At 34.3% G+C, this 17,653-nt stretch carries 15 protein-coding genes; 10 read left to right on the top strand and 5 right to left on the bottom strand.

Features of this window, described 5'->3' with window-relative positions; translation table 11 throughout:
• Nucleotides 1-8: 8 nt before the first annotated feature.
• Complete coding sequence (locus tag ACZIYX_RS18185; protein ID WP_462683684.1) at nt 9-1,277, bottom strand: type IX secretion system plug protein; 1,269 nt, start codon at nt 1,275-1,277, stop codon at nt 9-11.
• 187 nt (nt 1,278-1,464) lie between these two features.
• Here ACZIYX_RS18185 and ACZIYX_RS18190 point away from each other — a divergent pair, with 187 nt between their 5' ends.
• The 10 genes from ACZIYX_RS18190 to ACZIYX_RS18235 all read left to right on the top strand — a co-directional run bounded on the left by ACZIYX_RS18190 (nt 1,465) and on the right by ACZIYX_RS18235 (nt 13,638).
• Complete coding sequence (locus tag ACZIYX_RS18190; RefSeq protein WP_462683685.1) at nt 1,465-2,820, top strand: Na(+)-translocating NADH-quinone reductase subunit A; 1,356 nt, start codon at nt 1,465-1,467, stop codon at nt 2,818-2,820.
• A 4-nt stretch (nt 2,821-2,824) separates the two neighbouring features.
• A complete protein-coding gene (locus ACZIYX_RS18195) occupies nt 2,825-4,051 on the top strand; it encodes an NADH:ubiquinone reductase (Na(+)-transporting) subunit B (RefSeq protein WP_462683686.1) in 1,227 nt (408 codons plus the stop codon).
• A 3-nt stretch (nt 4,052-4,054) separates the two neighbouring features.
• Nucleotides 4,055-4,810 carry a Na(+)-translocating NADH-quinone reductase subunit C gene (locus ACZIYX_RS18200; RefSeq protein ID WP_462683687.1) on the top strand — a complete coding sequence of 252 codons (756 nt, stop codon included), beginning with the start codon at nt 4,055-4,057 and terminating at the stop codon, nt 4,808-4,810.
• A 3-nt stretch (nt 4,811-4,813) separates the two neighbouring features.
• Complete coding sequence (locus tag ACZIYX_RS18205) at nt 4,814-5,506, top strand: NADH:ubiquinone reductase (Na(+)-transporting) subunit D (RefSeq protein ID WP_462683688.1); 693 nt, start codon at nt 4,814-4,816, stop codon at nt 5,504-5,506.
• Between the two features lie 84 nt (nt 5,507-5,590).
• Nucleotides 5,591-6,307 carry an NADH:ubiquinone reductase (Na(+)-transporting) subunit E gene (gene nqrE, locus ACZIYX_RS18210; RefSeq protein WP_462683689.1) on the top strand — a complete coding sequence of 239 codons (717 nt, stop codon included), beginning with the start codon at nt 5,591-5,593 and terminating at the stop codon, nt 6,305-6,307.
• A gap of 1 nt (nt 6,308) precedes the next feature.
• Nucleotides 6,309-7,619, top strand: a complete 1,311-nt coding sequence (gene nqrF / locus ACZIYX_RS18215; RefSeq protein WP_462683690.1) for an NADH:ubiquinone reductase (Na(+)-transporting) subunit F — start codon at nt 6,309-6,311, stop codon at nt 7,617-7,619.
• 91 nt (nt 7,620-7,710) lie between these two features.
• Nucleotides 7,711-8,589, top strand: coding sequence for a DUF4846 domain-containing protein (locus ACZIYX_RS18220; RefSeq protein WP_462683691.1), 879 nt, complete (start codon nt 7,711-7,713; stop codon nt 8,587-8,589).
• Between the two features lie 106 nt (nt 8,590-8,695).
• Nucleotides 8,696-12,190: a VIT domain-containing protein gene (locus ACZIYX_RS18225; protein WP_462683692.1), complete on the top strand. Its 3,495-nt coding sequence runs from the start codon at nt 8,696-8,698 to the stop codon at nt 12,188-12,190.
• A gap of 66 nt (nt 12,191-12,256) precedes the next feature.
• Nucleotides 12,257-12,634 carry a Na(+)-translocating NADH-quinone reductase subunit F gene (locus ACZIYX_RS18230; protein ID WP_462683693.1) on the top strand — a complete coding sequence of 126 codons (378 nt, stop codon included), beginning with the start codon at nt 12,257-12,259 and terminating at the stop codon, nt 12,632-12,634.
• A 2-nt stretch (nt 12,635-12,636) separates the two neighbouring features.
• Nucleotides 12,637-13,638, top strand: coding sequence for an FAD:protein FMN transferase (locus tag ACZIYX_RS18235; RefSeq protein WP_462683694.1), 1,002 nt, complete (start codon nt 12,637-12,639; stop codon nt 13,636-13,638).
• A gap of 4 nt (nt 13,639-13,642) precedes the next feature.
• On the opposite strand, the gene cbiE is transcribed toward ACZIYX_RS18235, so the two are convergent.
• The 4 genes from cbiE to cobI all read right to left on the bottom strand — a co-directional run bounded on the left by cbiE (nt 13,643) and on the right by cobI (nt 17,648).
• On the bottom strand, nt 13,643-14,869 hold the full coding sequence (gene cbiE, locus ACZIYX_RS18240) for a precorrin-6y C5,15-methyltransferase (decarboxylating) subunit CbiE (RefSeq protein WP_462683695.1): 1,227 nt from the start codon (nt 14,867-14,869) through the stop codon (nt 13,643-13,645).
• Between the two features lie 65 nt (nt 14,870-14,934).
• A complete protein-coding gene (gene bluB / locus ACZIYX_RS18245; protein ID WP_462683696.1) occupies nt 14,935-15,597 on the bottom strand; it encodes a 5,6-dimethylbenzimidazole synthase in 663 nt (220 codons plus the stop codon).
• A 6-nt stretch (nt 15,598-15,603) separates the two neighbouring features.
• On the bottom strand, nt 15,604-16,959 hold the full coding sequence (gene cobJ / locus ACZIYX_RS18250; protein ID WP_462683697.1) for a precorrin-3B C(17)-methyltransferase: 1,356 nt from the start codon (nt 16,957-16,959) through the stop codon (nt 15,604-15,606).
• Complete coding sequence (cobI, locus tag ACZIYX_RS18255) at nt 16,956-17,648, bottom strand: precorrin-2 C(20)-methyltransferase (RefSeq protein ID WP_462683698.1); 693 nt, start codon at nt 17,646-17,648, stop codon at nt 16,956-16,958. The genes cobJ and cobI overlap by 4 nt, the downstream gene beginning before the upstream one ends.
• Nucleotides 17,649-17,653: the final 5 nt, after the last annotated feature.

Genomic DNA, 17,653 nt, shown 5'->3' on the forward strand with positions numbered 1-17,653 from the left:
CAAATACTCTAATTTGTAATAGACGAAGAGTTGCCCGTTCCTTTTCCTATAGCTCTGTCATAACGTGCCCCGGGAGCTCGGTAATAAGGTATTACGGTATATTCATTTTCAGTTTCATCAAAATTTCCACTAATAAAGCCGTGATCAATGGTTCCATCCTGTTTTAGTAAAACATATTTATAGTTATAGAACCCTTGTTTAAACAATCTTTTATTATAGTATACCTTACGTTCTTTGTCAAACTGGAGCAGGGTCGATTCGTCTAATGTGTAGTTATTAAAATTACCATAAAGGTGGATTTGACCACCATCAGTTGGTTCATAACACTCTAAAGAAAAATGAACCCAAACATAATCAGCTTCTGTATTATTGTTTTCTGCATCCAGATTCCGAATAACAAAATTACCATTAATATCAGGATTGTATGTGTATCTTCGATTTGCTCTAACTATATTGGTATACAGGTAGTTATGGTAGATGTCTTTTAACTCGATACCTCGTATACTAATATTGGATGCCCTTATATCTTTATTGTCAAAAAATAAAAACTCGTTTCCTCCCCAAAAACTAGATTCCTGATCATATTTGTATATCAAATCATTGGCAATGGTAAATTGAGGAACCAAGTCGGTAATGGCGTTTTTGATATCATTATTTTGCATTACCAAAGTTTTTACAGTTTTATGCGGGTTTCTTAGGATTTCATTAGGAGAACTTATCTCAAATTGAACCGATTGTTTAGAATCTATATGTTTTAGGTCTCTGGATCTTTTGGTGTACACTTTTACAACAGTACTGGGTTCGTAAATGATAAATTTTCTTGTAAATACTATTTCATTATCATCATTATAGATCTCTATTATATAATTGCCACTTACTTTAAGTCCTCTGGTATCTTCATTAGGTATGTTTAGGGTATAATGGCTATACATCTGCAATGTATTGAACGAATTTTCATAATTCACAATTCTAATTTCATCAAACCCGTCTAAATATTCATTTTTGTAAAGAGAAGAAGGTGTCCAGTCAAAATTATAGTGCCCTATTCTATAATAATAATCAGATTCGTCACCATTAATGTCGTCAAAAGTTACTTTAAATGACTCTCCCAACTTAAGTATAGGTATTCCTGAAAAATCTGATCCGGTAGATAGCTGGATTGTTTTTATGTTACTGGCAGTCGCAACGTCATTTGTAATGTTTTGGGCAAAAAGATTAGCACAGGTAATTAAGAAAACTATAAAAAACGAGAAATTTTGTTTAAGTTTTTGTAACATAATTCAAGGATTTGTGGTCGTAAATATAAGCAAAAAGTATGCCTAAAGAAGGGTAGATGTTTTTTGTTTTGAAATGTTATTTAGAAAGAGTATAAATAATTATCTTATAGCAGAACCTGCTTTTACTTACGTGTTTTAATTAGTAAATTTGCACGATTTTTTTAGTTAATTAACATAGACTACAAATATGTCAAAAGACATTCGTATCAGAAAAGGCTTGGACATTAAGCTTGTTGGCGAGGCAGAAAAAGTAACTGTAGATGCCACTAGAAGCAATGTTTACGCGATTAAACCTGGTGATTTTCACGGTATTGTGCCCAAAGTTGTTGCTAAACAAGGTGCAGAAGTTAAAGCCGGAGAACCACTTTTTTATTCAAAATCTAACGAGACAATGCTTTTTGCTTCTCCAGTAAGTGGAGAAGTAATAGAAATTGTGCGTGGTGCCAAAAGAAAAATTTTAGCTTTCAAAATTCTTGGAGACAAAGAGCAAAAATATACAGACTTTGGTATAAAGGATGTGAATTCTATGAGTAGGGATGCCATAAAGACCCATCTTTTACAATCAGGTTGTTGGCCTTTTATTAAGCAGCGCCCGTATGATGTAATTGCTAATCCCGATGTAGACCCAAAAGCTATTTTTATTTCAGGGTACACTACAGCTCCTCTTGCAGCAGATAGTGACTATGTGTTGGCAGGAAAAGAAAAAGAGCTTCAGGCAGCAGTTAATGCTTTAAGTAAATTGACAGAAGGAGAAGTACATGTTTCTATAGGTAAAAATTCAAATTCTCCTTTGGCCGGGTTAAATAATATTACAACACACAGTGTTTCAGGGCCTCACCCGGCAGGAAATGTAAGTGTACAAATTGCTAAAATCGACCCTGTTAACAAGGGAGAAGTAGTTTGGGTGGTAAACCCACAAGATTTAATTATTATAGGGGAGTTGTTGCTAACAGGAAAGTTTAATGCAGAACGAATTGTAGCACTAGCAGGTTCTTCTGTCAAAAAACCTAAATATTTCAAAACCAAAATAGGATCCGAAGTATCTTCTGTAGTATACGATTCTGGAGTTAATGACGAAAGAAACATAAGAGTAATTAGTGGAGACGTACTTACCGGAGAAAATGTAAAACCAGACGGTTATTTAGGCTATTATCACAATACGATAACAGTTATTCCAGAAGGCGATGACTATGAGTTTTTTGGTTGGAACAAACCTATATTCAATAAAATATCTCCGTCCAGAGCACTAACTTTTTCATGGTTGTTCCCTAATAAAAAATACGAGCTTACTACCAATACAAATGGAGAACACAGGGCTTTTGTGGTTACCGGAAGCTATGAAAATGTATTTCCTTTGGATATTTACCCATTACAATTGTTAAAAGCATGTGTGGTAAATGATTTGGATGCAATGGAGCAGTTAGGAATGTATGAAGTAGCTCCTGAAGACTTTGCTCTTACAGAGTTTATATGTGTTTCTAAGCAACCGCATCAAAAAATTATAAGAGAAGGGTTAGACCTAATGTTAAAAGAAATAGGATAGTGCCATGGGATTAAAAGATAAATTACATAAACTGAAACTTAAATATAAGGATAAAAAAATGGCTCCTGCATTTAATGCAATCCATACATTTTTATATTTACCTAATGAAACTACACATTCTGGATCCCATGTTCGTGGAGCAGATGATCTTAAGCGTACGATGAATACTGTAATCATGGCTTTAATTCCATGTTTGATCTTCGGTATGTTTAATGCAGGATACCAACATCACTTAGCAGCAGGAGAAATAGAAGCCGTAACCAATGGCTTTTTTAGTTCAGAATTTTGGTCTCTGGATAATTTAACAATAGGACTTTGGAAAGTATTACCGCTTGTAATTATTTCGTATGGAGTAGGACTTGGAGTTGAATTTCTATTTGCAGTAATCAAAAAACATGAAGTAGAAGAAGGGTATTTGGTAACAGGTATGTTAGTGCCTCTAATTGTACCAATAGATACACCTTTATGGATGCTTGCAATTGCGGTTATTTTTGGAGTAGTAATTGGTAAAGAAGTGTTTGGAGGTACAGGAATGAATATATTAAACCCTGCACTAACGATAAGAGCATTTTTATTCTTTGCATATCCAACCTGGATGTCAGGCGATAAAGTTTGGGTTCATGGTGCTGTAGAAAGAGCAAACGAGATAGCTGCAGGAGCAGAACTTGATGCTATATCAGGAGAGACTGTTTTAGGAGCTTTAGCTCAGGGGAAAGAGCTTACCTATTCTGTTTCGGATATGTTTTTAGGATTTATCCCCGGATCTGTAGGAGAAACCTCTGCGTTGCTGATTTTGTTGGGAGGATTATTCCTGATCTTTACAAAGATTGGAAGTTGGAGAATCATGGTAAGCGCCGTATTGGGGGCTTTGGCAATGGGGCTCATTTTTAATGGGGTAGTAAGCGCACAATGGATAAGTGAAAGCAGTAAATTCTATAGCTTGATGAGTACAGAGTTCTGGCATCATTTAATTATAGGGGGATTTGCTTTTGGAGTTGTTTTTATGGCGACCGATCCGGTTACAGCATCACAAACCAATAAAGGAAAATGGATTTATGGGTTTTTAATTGGATTTATATCTATATTGATTAGAGTATTTAATCCAGCATATCCAGAAGGAGTAATGTTAGCTATTTTATTAATGAATGTATTTGCTCCAACTATTGATCATTATGTAGTTCAAGGTAATATCAAGAAAAGAATGAAACGTTTAAAATTGAAAACGGCATAGATCATGGCAATTAACACAGATAAAAATTCATATACCATACTGTTTGCTATAGCAATGGTAGTAGTAGTAGGAGCACTGTTAGCATTTACTGCATCCTCTTTAAAAGAAAAAATTTCAGCAAATAAACGTACAGAGAAGCAACAAAACATTTTGTTTGCAATGGGAATAAGTGATACCGAAGACCCTAATGAGTTTGTACCTGCAGAAAAAGCTCAGGAACTATTTGATAAATATGTAGGCGATGAGCAATACATAATTATAGGTAGCACAGCTCAAAAAACAAAAGACGCTTTTAATGTTGAAGTCAAGACAGAAGGAGATAAAGTAAAGCAAGACCCGGGTTATAAAAGAAAAATGCCATTGTTTATCGGAGATAAAGATGGAGAAAAGTTTTACGTTATTCCTATGAGGGGTAATGGTCTTTGGGATGCAATCTGGGGATATGTTTCTTTAGATAAAGAATTTAAAACAGTAAAAGGAGCATTTTTTGATCATAAAGGAGAAACTCCGGGATTAGGAGCAAATATTAAAGAAGCTTATTTTAGAGATGACTTTATAGGAGAAAACATACTGGATGCATCTGGAAACTATAAAGGAATTACAGTAAAAAAAGGAAATGCAGATCCTAAAAATGCCGACAAAACAGATAATGAAGTAGATGCAATGGCAGGAGCAACAATTACAGGAGATGGAGTAACTGCAATGGTGAAGAAAGGTATAAAAATGTACCAACCTTATTTCGAATCTTTAAAAAAATAAAAAATGGCTGAAGTAACAGAACAAAAAGTTAAAGCAAAAGAGCCTAAAGAACCCTTGTTTTCAAAGAAAAACAAAAAATTATTGACAGATCCGCTTGCAGATAATAACCCTATTACTATTCAGGTACTTGGTATATGTTCTGCTTTAGCAATTACTGCACAATTAAAGCCTTCTATAGTAATGGCTATTTCAGTAATCTTTGTATTAGGAATGGGAAATGTGGTAATTTCTTTAATGAGAAATATCATACCTTCCAAAATTAGAATTATTGTACAGCTTGTAGTAGTTGCAGCTTTGGTAATCGTAGTAGATCAGGTGCTTAAAGCATTTGCATATACTTTAAGTAAAGAACTTTCGGTATTTATCGGACTTATTATTACAAACTGTATAATTATGGGGCGTTTTGAAGCATTTGCATTAGGTAATGGCCCATGGAAATCTTTCTTGGACGGAGTAGGAAACGCAGCAGGATACGGTTTACTATTAGTTATTGTAGCCTTCTTTAGAGAGTTATTGGGGTCAGGAACTTTGTTCGGGATTAAAGTTTTGGGAGATCCAATAGAAAAAACCGGACTATATGCTATCGGGTATGAAAATAATGGGTTTATGGTATTGGCACCAATGGCATTAATTACCGTAGGGATCCTTATCTGGATACAAAGAAGCAGAAATAAGGCATTAATCGAAGATCACTAAAAAGTTCACAGTTGCTAATTACTGGTTTATTAGTTAAAGTAAATCTTGATTATTATTCAGTAATCAACTTAAAACGAATAAAAAATGGAATATTTAGAATTATTTTTAAAATCAATCTTCATAGATAACATGGTATTTGCATTCTTTTTGGGAATGTGTTCTTACCTTGCTGTTTCTAAGAAAGTTTCTACCGCTGTGGGGCTTGGAGCCGCAGTAATATTTGTATTGGCGATTACCGTGCCATTAAATTTTTTGTTGGATAAATATCTTCTAAAAGAAGGCGCTTTGGTATGGCTGGGTCCAGAATATGCAGATTATGACTTAAGTTTCCTGACTTTTATATTATTTATTGCAACGATTGCTACCATGGTGCAATTAGTAGAGATAATTGTAGAAAAATTTTCTCCCTCATTGTATAACTCATTAGGTATCTTTTTACCACTTATTGCTGTAAACTGTGCCATATTGGGAGGATCATTGTTTATGCAACAAAAAGAGTTTGCAACAATATCTCATGCAGCAGTATATGGTGTGGGATCAGGTATAGGATGGTTTTTGGCAATACTAGCAATTGCAGCAATTCGCGAAAAAATCAGATATTCTAATATACCGGCTCCTTTAAGAGGATTAGGGATAACCTTTATCCTTACAGGGTTAATGGCTATTGGTTTTATGAGTTTTGGTGGAATGTTGACAGGGGGTGATGAAGAAGAAAAAAAGGAAACCAAAACAGTACAAGTAGAAAAAGAAAAGACTACAAAAAAAGTAGCCGAAAATACTAACGTTACAATACTTAAATAATATGATATTTTTAGCATCTACCGGTGGGACAATAGCGATAACGATTATTTCGTTTTTGGTGCTGATTCTTGTTTTAGTAGGAATCTTATTATTTGCAAAAGATAAATTATTACCGTCTGGACCAGTAAAAATCACCATTAATGGCGAAAAAGAAATAGAAGTAGCATCAGGAGGTACATTGTTATCTACTTTAGGGGCTCAAAAAATATTTTTACCATCTGCTTGCGGTGGTGGAGGAACATGTATTCAATGTGAATGTCATGTATTAGAAGGAGGAGGAGAAGCATTACCTACAGAAACACCACACTTTTCTCGTAAAGAACTACAACATGGTGCTCGATTAGCATGTCAGGTTAAAGTAAAGCAGGATATGAATATCGAAATCCCGGAAGAAGTATTTGGGATTAAAAAGTGGGAAGCAGAAGTAGTACGTAACTACAATGTAGCTTCTTTTATTAAAGAATTTGTAGTTCGTATTCCTGAAGATATGGGATATAAAGCAGGAGGATATATCCAGATCGAGATTCCACAATGTGAGATCAAATATTCGGATATAGATATAACTGCTCACCCAGAAGAGCATGAAACTCCGGATAAGTTTCAGGCAGAATGGGATAAATTTGGTCTATGGCCTTTAGTAATGAAGAATAACGAAACCGTAGAGCGTGCATATTCTATGGCTTCTTATCCAGCAGAAGGAAGAGAGATTATGCTTAATGTACGTATTGCAACGCCACCATGGGATAGATCCAAAAATGGATGGATGGATGTAAATCCGGGAGTAGCATCTTCTTATATCTTTTCAAGAAAACCAGGAGATAAAGTGGTAATATCAGGACCTTATGGAGAATTCTTTATAAATGATTCTCAATCTGAAATGCTTTACGTTGGTGGTGGTGCAGGTATGGCACCAATGCGCTCTCATTTATATCATTTATTCAAAACATTAGAAACAGGTAGAACTGTTACTTACTGGTATGGTGGGCGTTCTAAGAGAGAGTTGTTCTACTTAGATCACTTTTATGACTTAGAAAAGAAATTCCCGAATTTTAAATTTTTCTTAGCGCTTTCTGAACCTTTAGAAGAAGATAACTGGAAAGTAAAAAAAGATATACACGATACTGAAGGAGACGGATTTGTAGGGTTTATACACAATTGTGTAATTGATAATTATTTAAACCTTCATGAGTCTCCGGAAGATATAGAATTATACTTTTGTGGACCACCATTAATGAACAAAGCTGTTCAGAAAATGGGAGAAGATTTTGGTATTCCAGATGAGCACATCCGATTTGATGACTTTGGAGGATAAAATTTAATTCAAAAAAAAACACTGTAAACCGGTATAAGCAATTATATCGGTTTTTTTAATTTTATAGTTAAATTGGTATAAATTAGATCGTATGAAGAAGTTAGTTTTTGGTATAGGTATTATAGTAATTATATTCTTAGTGCTAAGAAACACAGCTAAAGGTAGGATGGTTACCAATCATGTAACAGGAGTAGTTGCTGGTGTTGTCACAAAAACAAATTATATAAATACTACTGGGGATTCTATATCTACCAGAGTTATAGTGCCAAAAGGCTATAAAAGAGTAGCGTATAAAACAGGATCTTTTCAGCAATATTTACGACATTATAACCTAAAACCTTATGGTAGCAAGATTATAAATTATGACGATAGTGAGTATTTTGCGCAAAATTGGCACGAAGCAATATTAGAAATTCCTGTGCCATCTAATGGATTACAACAATGTGCAGATGCATTAATGAGGATTCGATCTGAGTATTTATGGCAGGAAAACAGAAAAGATGAAATTGGATTTAATTTTACATCCGGCCATTACTGCTCATGGAACAAGTATGCACAAGGATACAGACCCAAAATAAAAGGAAACAAAGTAACATTTCATAAAACGGTAAGTCCTAATCATTCTAAAGCAAACTTTTATAAATACTTAAATCTTATTTATACCTATGCAGGGACATTATCTATGTATAATGAATTACATAAAGTAGCTGTAAAAAACATACGAATTGGGGATATGCTCGTTAAACCTGGTTCTCCGGGGCATATAGAAATTATAGTCGACGAAATTATAAATGAAACCGGAGATAGAATGTATCTTTTGGCGCAAGGAAATACCCCTGCGCAAAGTGTTTGTTTGCTTAAAAATTTTGAGGATACCGAATTTTCTCCTTGGTATAAGTTTAAAGAAAACGACCCAGTATACACTCCAAGTTATTATTTTGACGAAGCACGATTTATACGGTTTAAATAGTTTTGTAATCTAATACCTTTCCCTAAACGTAAAGGAGCGTTCACTCATTGAAGCTTTTATATAGTATGATTTATATAGAGTTTTATACTATATAAAAAAGCTAACCATGAAAAAATTACTACTACACCTATTTTTAATAGTATCCTTAAGCATTTATGCGCAAGACGCTCCTACAATTCAGTTAAACGATTCTACCCAATTAAAACTTTCTATTTTAAAAGTTGATGTCCAGATTATTGGAAATTTTGCTACTACAACTTATGATATGAAATTTTATAATGAGTTAGACAGAACATTAGAGGGAGAGTTAGCATTTCCGTTAGGAGAAGGACAATCTGTTTCTGGATTTGCAATGGATGTTAATGGAAAAATGAGAGATGCAGTTATTGTTGAAAAAGAATTAGCAAGAGTTGCATTTGAAAGTACGGTAAGGCAAAATATAGATCCGGGACTTTTAGAAAAAACACAGGGCAATAATTACAAAGCGAGGGTATATCCAATCTTGCCAAAAGAGTATAAGCGTATCCAGGTAACTTATGAGCAGGAATTGAATACAGTTAATGATTCTTATGTATATGAGCTTCCACTTGGTTTTAAAGAATATCTGGATAAGTTTTCAATAGATGTTAAGATTTATGGTGAAAAAGCTCCTGTAGTACTTGACGGTTCCATGTCTTTTGGTCAGGAAAAGGATATGTACCATGCTGTTTTGAATAAAGAGAATTATATACCTGCTACCCCGATGATTATTAATATTCCGGTTAAGTTAGATTCGCAACAAATAATGACTTCGGGAAACTTCTTTTATATTCATCAAAAACTAGAGCCCAATTCAAGAATAAAAAGAAAGCCTAAAAAGGTTACTGTTTTATGGGACACTTCCTTTTCATTAGCTCATAAAAAAACAAAAAAAGAGTTAGATCTATTAAATATATACTTTACCTATCTTCAAAATGTAGAAGTACAATTTATTTCATTTAATAATTCAATTAATACTTCTAAAATATTTACGGTTACTAACGGTATCTGGTCAGATATAAGACAAGAAATAGAAAGTGTACAATATGATGGGGGTACTTCATTTGGTTGCCTGGATACAGTTGCATTTTTATCTGATGAGATACTGTTTTTTACCGATGGATTAAGAAATTTAGGAGATTATAATTCTTTAGATAAGAAAACAATATATGTAATTAATTCTTCGGGATCTGGAGACCATGAGTTAATGAATACAATGGCAACAAATTCCGGAGGGAGTTATATTAACCTTAAAAGATATGGAGCACAAGATGCTTTTGAAATATTAAAACATGAAACGTATCAGTTTTTAGGGATTAAAAAAAATAAAGATGTAGTAGAAGTCTATCCCAGAACAAATACGAATGTAAGAACGGATTTTTCTGTTTCTGGTAAATTTTTAAAAAACACAACTATCAAATTGCTTTTTGGATATCAGAATAAAGTTGAAAAAGAAATAGAAATAATGCTAGAAGGGAGTATTGCAAATGAAAAAATGGTAAAGCGATTATGGGCAAAACAAAAACTAAAATATTTAAATAATAATAATAAGAAAGAAGAAAATAAACCATTAATAATATCCTTAGCGAAACAATATCATCTTATCACAGATTATACATCTATGTTGATTTTGGATAGAATAGAAGATTATGTAAGATATAGAATAGAACCACCACAAGAGTTAAGGGCAGAATATAAGGAGAGAATAGCAAATATAGAGGAAGAAGAGCAGGATAAAAAAGAAGAACTAGAGGAGCGAAAAGAGGAATTGTTTGAGGATTATGAAGATATAATGAAATGGTATACTACGGTGTACCCTAAAAATAAATCCAAGCAAAAAGAAAAAGAGAAAGAAGAAATTGAAGGTGATCTTCCAGAAGAAAATGAGAATACCAGCACAAATTCAAACTTGGTACAGCAAGATACTATTCAAAACACAGACATCGTTGCCCCGGTTTCAAACCCTGATAGAAATGTTGTAGTAGATCACGGTATTTCTGTACGTGCTAATATTACGGTGGTAGATACTACTAAAAGAGTTGTTTCTGGAGTAATTACAGATGGAGGAGGCCTTTCGTTACCAGGAGTAAGTATTGTTGTAAATGGTACAGGAAGAGGCGCGCAAACTGATTTTGACGGAAAATTTAGTGTCAATGTAGAAACAGGCGAAGAATTAAGCTTTTCGTATGTTGGATTTAAACCAAAAACGTTGGTAGTAGAAAATTTGGATACAGTAAACATAATGTTGGAAGAGGATGTTGCTATGCTTGAAGAAGTAGTGGTTACCGCTCAAGCGGTTACAACTCAAAAAAGAACATTAGGCTATTCGGTGTCCGAAGTAACTTCAGAATCATTATCGGGTGCTGTGGCAGGAGTTACTGTAAAAGAACAATCCAGAGGCGAATCACCCTCGGTTACGATAAGAGGTATTTCTACAATTTCAGATACAGAACCTTTATATGTTGTAGATGGAACTTCGGTTGAAGGTAATCCAATATCTCAGCTCTCTCCCGATGATATTGTATCTGTACAGGTTTTGAAAGAAGCCAGTAGTGTTACATTATATGGCTCTAGAGGTGCTAATGGAGTAGTGATAATTACCACCAAAGAAGGAGAGAGATCTAATAAAGACGAAATTGCAGAATTAAATCAAAAAATAACCGATAAAATAGAATTAAAACCTTGGAGTCCGGATGTGCCGTACATTAAAATTTTAGAAAAAGAAAAAACGATAGATTTGGCGTATGTCAAGTATTTAGAAATAAGAAATCAGTATACTAATATTCCTTCTTTTTACCTTGATGTTGCAGACTTTTTTGATCGTAAGGGAGCATCGGATATTGCAATCAGAATAGTAACAAACCTTATAGAAGTAGATATAGATAATCACGAATTGATGAGAGCTTTGGGGTACAAGCTAGAATATTTTGAGCAATATAAATTGGCGGTTAGTATATATCAAAAAGTATTAGAATTAAGACCAGAAGAGCCGCAATCCTACAGAGATTTAGCTTTAGCTTATGAATATATAGGCGAGTTCCAGAAAAGTTTTGACTTATTGTATAAAATATATAATGCAGAGTTATTAGAAAAAGATGAAGATGAGCGTTTTTATGGGATAGAAGGAATTGCATATATAGAATTAAATAGATTAGTATACAAACATGGTAAGAAATTAAAATTAAATGAATCTCAGAGAAGTAAGTTTACAGAAACTCCTATGGATGTAAGAGTAGTAATAGATTGGAATCATAATGATACAGATATTGATTTATGGGTGATCGATCCAAATAACGAAAAAGGATATTATTCAAATTCTAGAACAAATATAGGAGGAAGGTTATCTGAAGATATGACAGAAGGTTATGGTCCGGAAGAATTTACATTAAAAAATGCAATTAAAGGAAACTATCAGATTATGGTTGATTATTTTGCAGATAGTGTACAGAAGATATCGGGTCCTACTGTTCTTAAAGTATCCATGTTTGCCAATTATGGGAAGAAAAATGAATCTAGAAAAATAACTATTATTCGATTAGATAACAAAAAAGATAAAATAGAAGTAGGGAATTTAAAATTTTAAATAGAAAAGAAACCTCTAAGATTTATAATTTTAATTCTGCGTTCAAAATAATATCTTTGCCCCGCTATGACCAGAATACTTACCAAACAAGAACTGCACAACCTCGCGATGAATATCGTTGGTGAAGAATTAGAAAAACGAGGATACGAATTTATAGCGATCAATAGCAAGCTAGGAAAACACCCGCAATTTGTGTGTGTAGATCCCTCTAATCAACGTTATTTTGTGTTGGTTAAAGCAGTTTCTCATCCGGATAATCCACATAACTATGATGTAATTTGGATGGAAGCATTTAAAAAACATGCAAGAGAGCAGGATGCAAAAGTGTTTTATGCAGGAGTTGGTTTGCAAAATGCTGAGGATCCTAATAAACCAGTTTTTCTAAATGAAGATTATATATTAGAATATGCAGGTCTGCAAGTAATAGAAACCCATTTGAATTAAAAATGAATAAGATCAAAAAAATACTTTTTATACTTTTTATTGGATTAGTTTCTTGTAAAAACGAACCGCAATTACATCTTAATTATGCTAATGGAGAAGCTTTTGGGACTACTTTTTCTATTCAATTTATAGACACAAAACAGGTAGATTATTCCAAATCGTATGATAGTATAATTACTGTTATCAATAAATCTATGTCTACCTACATTGCAGATTCTGATATTTCCAGAATTAATGCCGGGGATACTACGGTAACTGTAGACGATCATTTTAAAAAAGTAATGACCGCTTCCAAACAGATATATCATGAAACCGAGGGGGCTTTTGATCCAACCGTAGGTATTTTGGTAAATGCATGGGACTTTGGGCCAGAAGGAAAAATAATCTCGTTAGACAGCCTTAAAATCGATAGCCTGTTAGTATCGGTAGGTTTGGATAAAGTAGTGTTAAAAGATAATTCCATTATAAAAAGTAATCCCAAAACATTTATAGATTTTAATGCTTTGGCAAAAGGCTATGCGGTAGATGTATTTGCAGGATTTTTAGAACAAAAAGGATATAAAAATTATTTAGTAGAAATAGGAGGAGAGATCGTAGGAAAAGGAACTAATGTAGTAAAAGAAAAACCGTGGAGAATAGGGGTAGAAGATCCTAATTTTGACGGAACCCAATCCTATAGTAAAATTATTGAGCTGCATAATGAAGCTATGGCAACCTCTGGAGGATATAGAAAATATAAAACCAATGAAAATGGAGAGCGGTATATTCATATTTTAAACCCTAAAACCGGGTATCCTTTAAAATCCAACCTTTTGGCAGTTTCGGTCATTGCCAATACTTGTATGGAAGCCGATGCCTATGCTACCGCGTTCATGACTATGGGATTAGATCGCTCTAAAGAGTTTTTGAAATCACACCCAGAGCTAAAAGTGTATTTTATGTATCAGGATGCAAACAAGGAATTAAAAACACTATCCATAAATGGGTTTCCAACAGATGAGTAAGAGATCAGACCTTCAAGGTTTTGTACACCTTCAAGGTTTTTGGAAACCTTGAAGGTGTAACTGCCTTTACTATTGTAATAGGATTATTTGTATCTAATGTGATGGTATTTTCTTGGATAATTGTATACCCTATTTTTGCACATTGTTCTTTAAAAACCAATATCGAACTTTGTTTTACGGCATTGATAACAATACTTGTGCCCTGATGTAAAAAGGGAGTCATCTTTAAAAACAGTTGCTCTAATTTACCTCCGTGCCCACCAATAAATATCGTATCTGGTTTTGGTAATGTACTAAGATCTTGCTCCAAAAAATCTCCCATTACTACTTGGATTCCCGGAACCCCTAATCGTTTTTGATTCTCTATCATAATCGCTTCACATTCTGGTCTTTTTTCAAAAGCGACTACTGTTATATCCGGATTTTTTAATTTAGCTTCTATACTAACCGATCCTGTACAAAAACCAATGTCCCATAGTGTATTTATGTTAAGAATGTTTAAATAATGTAGCGTCATTAATCGAACAGGCATTTTGGTAATCATCTTAGGCCTGCCCGGTAAGCCTTTAAAATCTGTATCTCTTATCCCAAAATCAATTTGTCGATGTGTAGTCTTTTTTAGTATAACACAATTAAGAGGATGAAATCTCATCATGGGAGCTTCAGGCAAAGATAATTCTTGAAACTTCTCCTCTGTTCCTTCTATATCTTCGCCTACAAATATTTTATAATTATCATATCCATACTCCAAAAGTCGTTTTGCAATGGTAGCTGGGTTTTTATCGGTATCGGTAAGCACTCCAATACATTCTTTTTGTTGGATTAAAACAACATCTAATGCTTTCCAGGTTCTGCCATGTACGCTTATGGTTTGTAAATGGCTACTATTTATATGCATTGCATTAGCCAATAATTGAATCGAGCTAAAGTAAGGAGTCGTTACGATTTCTGCATCTGGATATTTATTTTTTAATGTATTGGAAAAACCATAAAACAAAGGGTTTCCTGAAGCGAAAATTACAATTGTACCAGACGTTTCTTCGTATGCAGTAAATACCTCCTGCATGGGAGATTGAATGGGTATCCATTGATGATTTTTAGGGAGGTAACCTTTCACCAATTCATAATGTCGTTTTCCACCGCTAAAAACATGGGTATCCAGAATATCTTGTTGCTGCTTTACAGTAAAGTTTGGTTCTTTATTTCCGATACCTATTACATAAAAAGTCATAGTATTTTTTATTGTATATTCTATGTCTATCCGTATTAAGATTTTTGAAGTCTTAGTATGAATGGTTACACTCTGTACTTTTCTTGAACAACCACTTCTTTTTGAAGCTTTTTACGATCCCATTTTTTTAATTCTAATTCTGGTTGGTTATAAAACATATCGGTATATCCAAAGCACAAGTATCCTATTAACTCGTTTTTTTCTGGGGCTTTAAGTACTTGTTTTACTTTTTGAGGATCCAAAATACTCACCCATCCCATGCCTATGTTTAAGGATCGCGCCATGAGCCACATATTTTGTATGGCACAAACCACGCTGTATTTACCCATATCGGGCATACTGGTTTGCCCAAGAACAGGACCATCTTTAGGAGTGTAAAATACGGCTATGTTTAGCGGAGATTCTAAAATTCCTTCTAACTTAAGCTTAATGTATTCTTTTTGTTTTTGGTCTGTAAATTGGGTTGCTGCGTATGCTGTTTCTTCAGAAAAAGTTTCTTTTACTGCTTGCTTTGTTTTTTGATCCCGAATCAATACAAACTCCCAGGGTTGTGAGAACCCAACCGAGGGGGCTTCTAACGCTGCTTGTAGTATCGTATCTACCGCTTGTTGTGGTATCGGAGTATTTAAAAAGTGGTTTCCCCTAACATCCCTGCGATGCATTAGTATTTCTTCTAATAATTCTTGTTCTTCCTTAGTAAATAAACGTTGTTGGGGTTCTTCTTTCATATCCGTTTATATTTTGGCTTCTTGCAGAGTAAATGCTGCGTTTACAATAGCTGCTGCAAAATTACTTCCTCCTCGTTTTTCGGTAATTAATGCATAGGGTGTATTGTTTATTGTTTTTAGCCTTTCTTTGGATTCTATTACATTAATAAATCCTACCGGGGCACCAATAACTCCTGTTGGGGATAGTACCCCTTCTTGTATCTGATCTGCTATTTCGATTAATGCCGTTGGGGCATTACCTATAACAAATAGTGCCTTGGGATATTTTTTTGCCGCTAATTTTATACCTGCCTGGGTACGTGTTAATCCTTCTTTTTCAGCAAGTTCAAGAGATTCTTTATCATTTAACAAACAAATCACCTTATTGTTATACTTGGCAGTATATGCTTTTGTAATTCCTGCTGCTACCATGGTTACATCGGTAACTATGGTTCCTCCTTTTATTAGATACTCATGCCAGATCGAAATCGCATTTTCTGAAGTTTTAAGATAGTTTATGTACTCAAAATCTCCTGAAGTATGGATACATCGTATAGCTGCCCATAATGTATCTTTTGCCAATGTATTTTGCGGAATATTATTTAGTATTTCGGCAAAACTGGCTTGTTGTATCTCTTCGCCTGTTTCTGGCTTTCTGTTTAGATACCCTCTGGGAGTAATTAAGTGATCTTTATACTTAAAGGTTTGGCTGTTTCCTATAAGCACCACGCAAAACATATCTACGTCGTTTACATCCAGATTTCCTAAGGTAGTAATTTTAATCTCTTCTTCGGTTCTTCCTAATTGTTTACATATTGCTACTGGCGTTGTTGCAGAGCGGTATTCTAGATATATATTTTTTAAGGTCTGCAATTGCCAATACCGCTTTTTACTTTTGGGATTATAAAGACCGGTTACAAAATCTCCCATTGCCGCGGCGTGAATACGTTTCTCGATGGTGGTCCACGGTGTCATTAAATCAGATAAGGAAATACAACAAAAATCGTGTCCTAATACGGCTCCTAATTTACTACCTGCGGTAATAAAGGCAGAAATCCCCGGCACTGTTTCTACAGGAATATCTAAGTTTTGCTCTGCTACTTTTTGATATACAATAGATGCCATTGCATATATACTGGCGTCGCCAGAGCCTATCACCACGACATGTTCTCCTTCCAGGGCATGTTGTATTGCTATTTCAGCTCTTTTTTCTTCTTCGCTTAATTCTTTTCCTATACACAATGCATTTGGGTGCACCAGATGTTGTATAAATTGAAAATAATAATGATATCCTATGATTACGGTAGCTTCTGAAATTGCTTGGGCAGCCATCGGGATAATATAGTCGGCATGTCCCGGACCTAATCCTACAACTTTGATCATTTTTTTATAATTAATAAAGAGAAATATGGGATTTCTCTGGTAGCCAGAGCAGTTATCTCTGTGGTTATATATTCTTTATTAGTTCCTAAGCGTTCACAATAATAGTATTTCCAGTTTTTTTGTACCAAGTCTGTATAAAAAGTATTCCACCCAGAACGTATTTTCATTAATACTACGGTATCAAATTCTTGAAAATACTGTGTGATTTCCTCGATATTTTTTACTCTTGGCAGTATCGCAACCTTATCATTAAGCAAACTTAATGGCACTTGATGCCGGGATGCTCCTAAAGAAAAGGAGTTAATGCCCGGCACTAAAGAAATGGGTAATTCTAAATCCTGAAGCTGTTTTAGTATATAGGAAAAAGAGGCATATAAGCTAATATCCCCCTCGCATACAATTGCTATTTTTTTTCCCGAATGATAGGCTTCTTCTATATTTTTTGTGGTTATTGTGTACGTATCTGAAGCTTCTTTGCGATCACTCGACATTTTTAGAAAAAAGCCTGTTAATTCTTTTTTTTCTAGCCCGTGATATTGTAAAATAGGATACACAAAGCTTTTTTTCTGATCTTTGCTAATAGATCCAGGATAAAAAATAAGATCTGCTTCCTTTAGTATTCGTAATGCTTTTAGGGTAAGAAGCTCGGGGTCTCCTGGTCCTAAAGCTACTCCATAGATAGTGTGCAAAATAA

The organism is Aquimarina sp. (assembly GCF_977115655.1).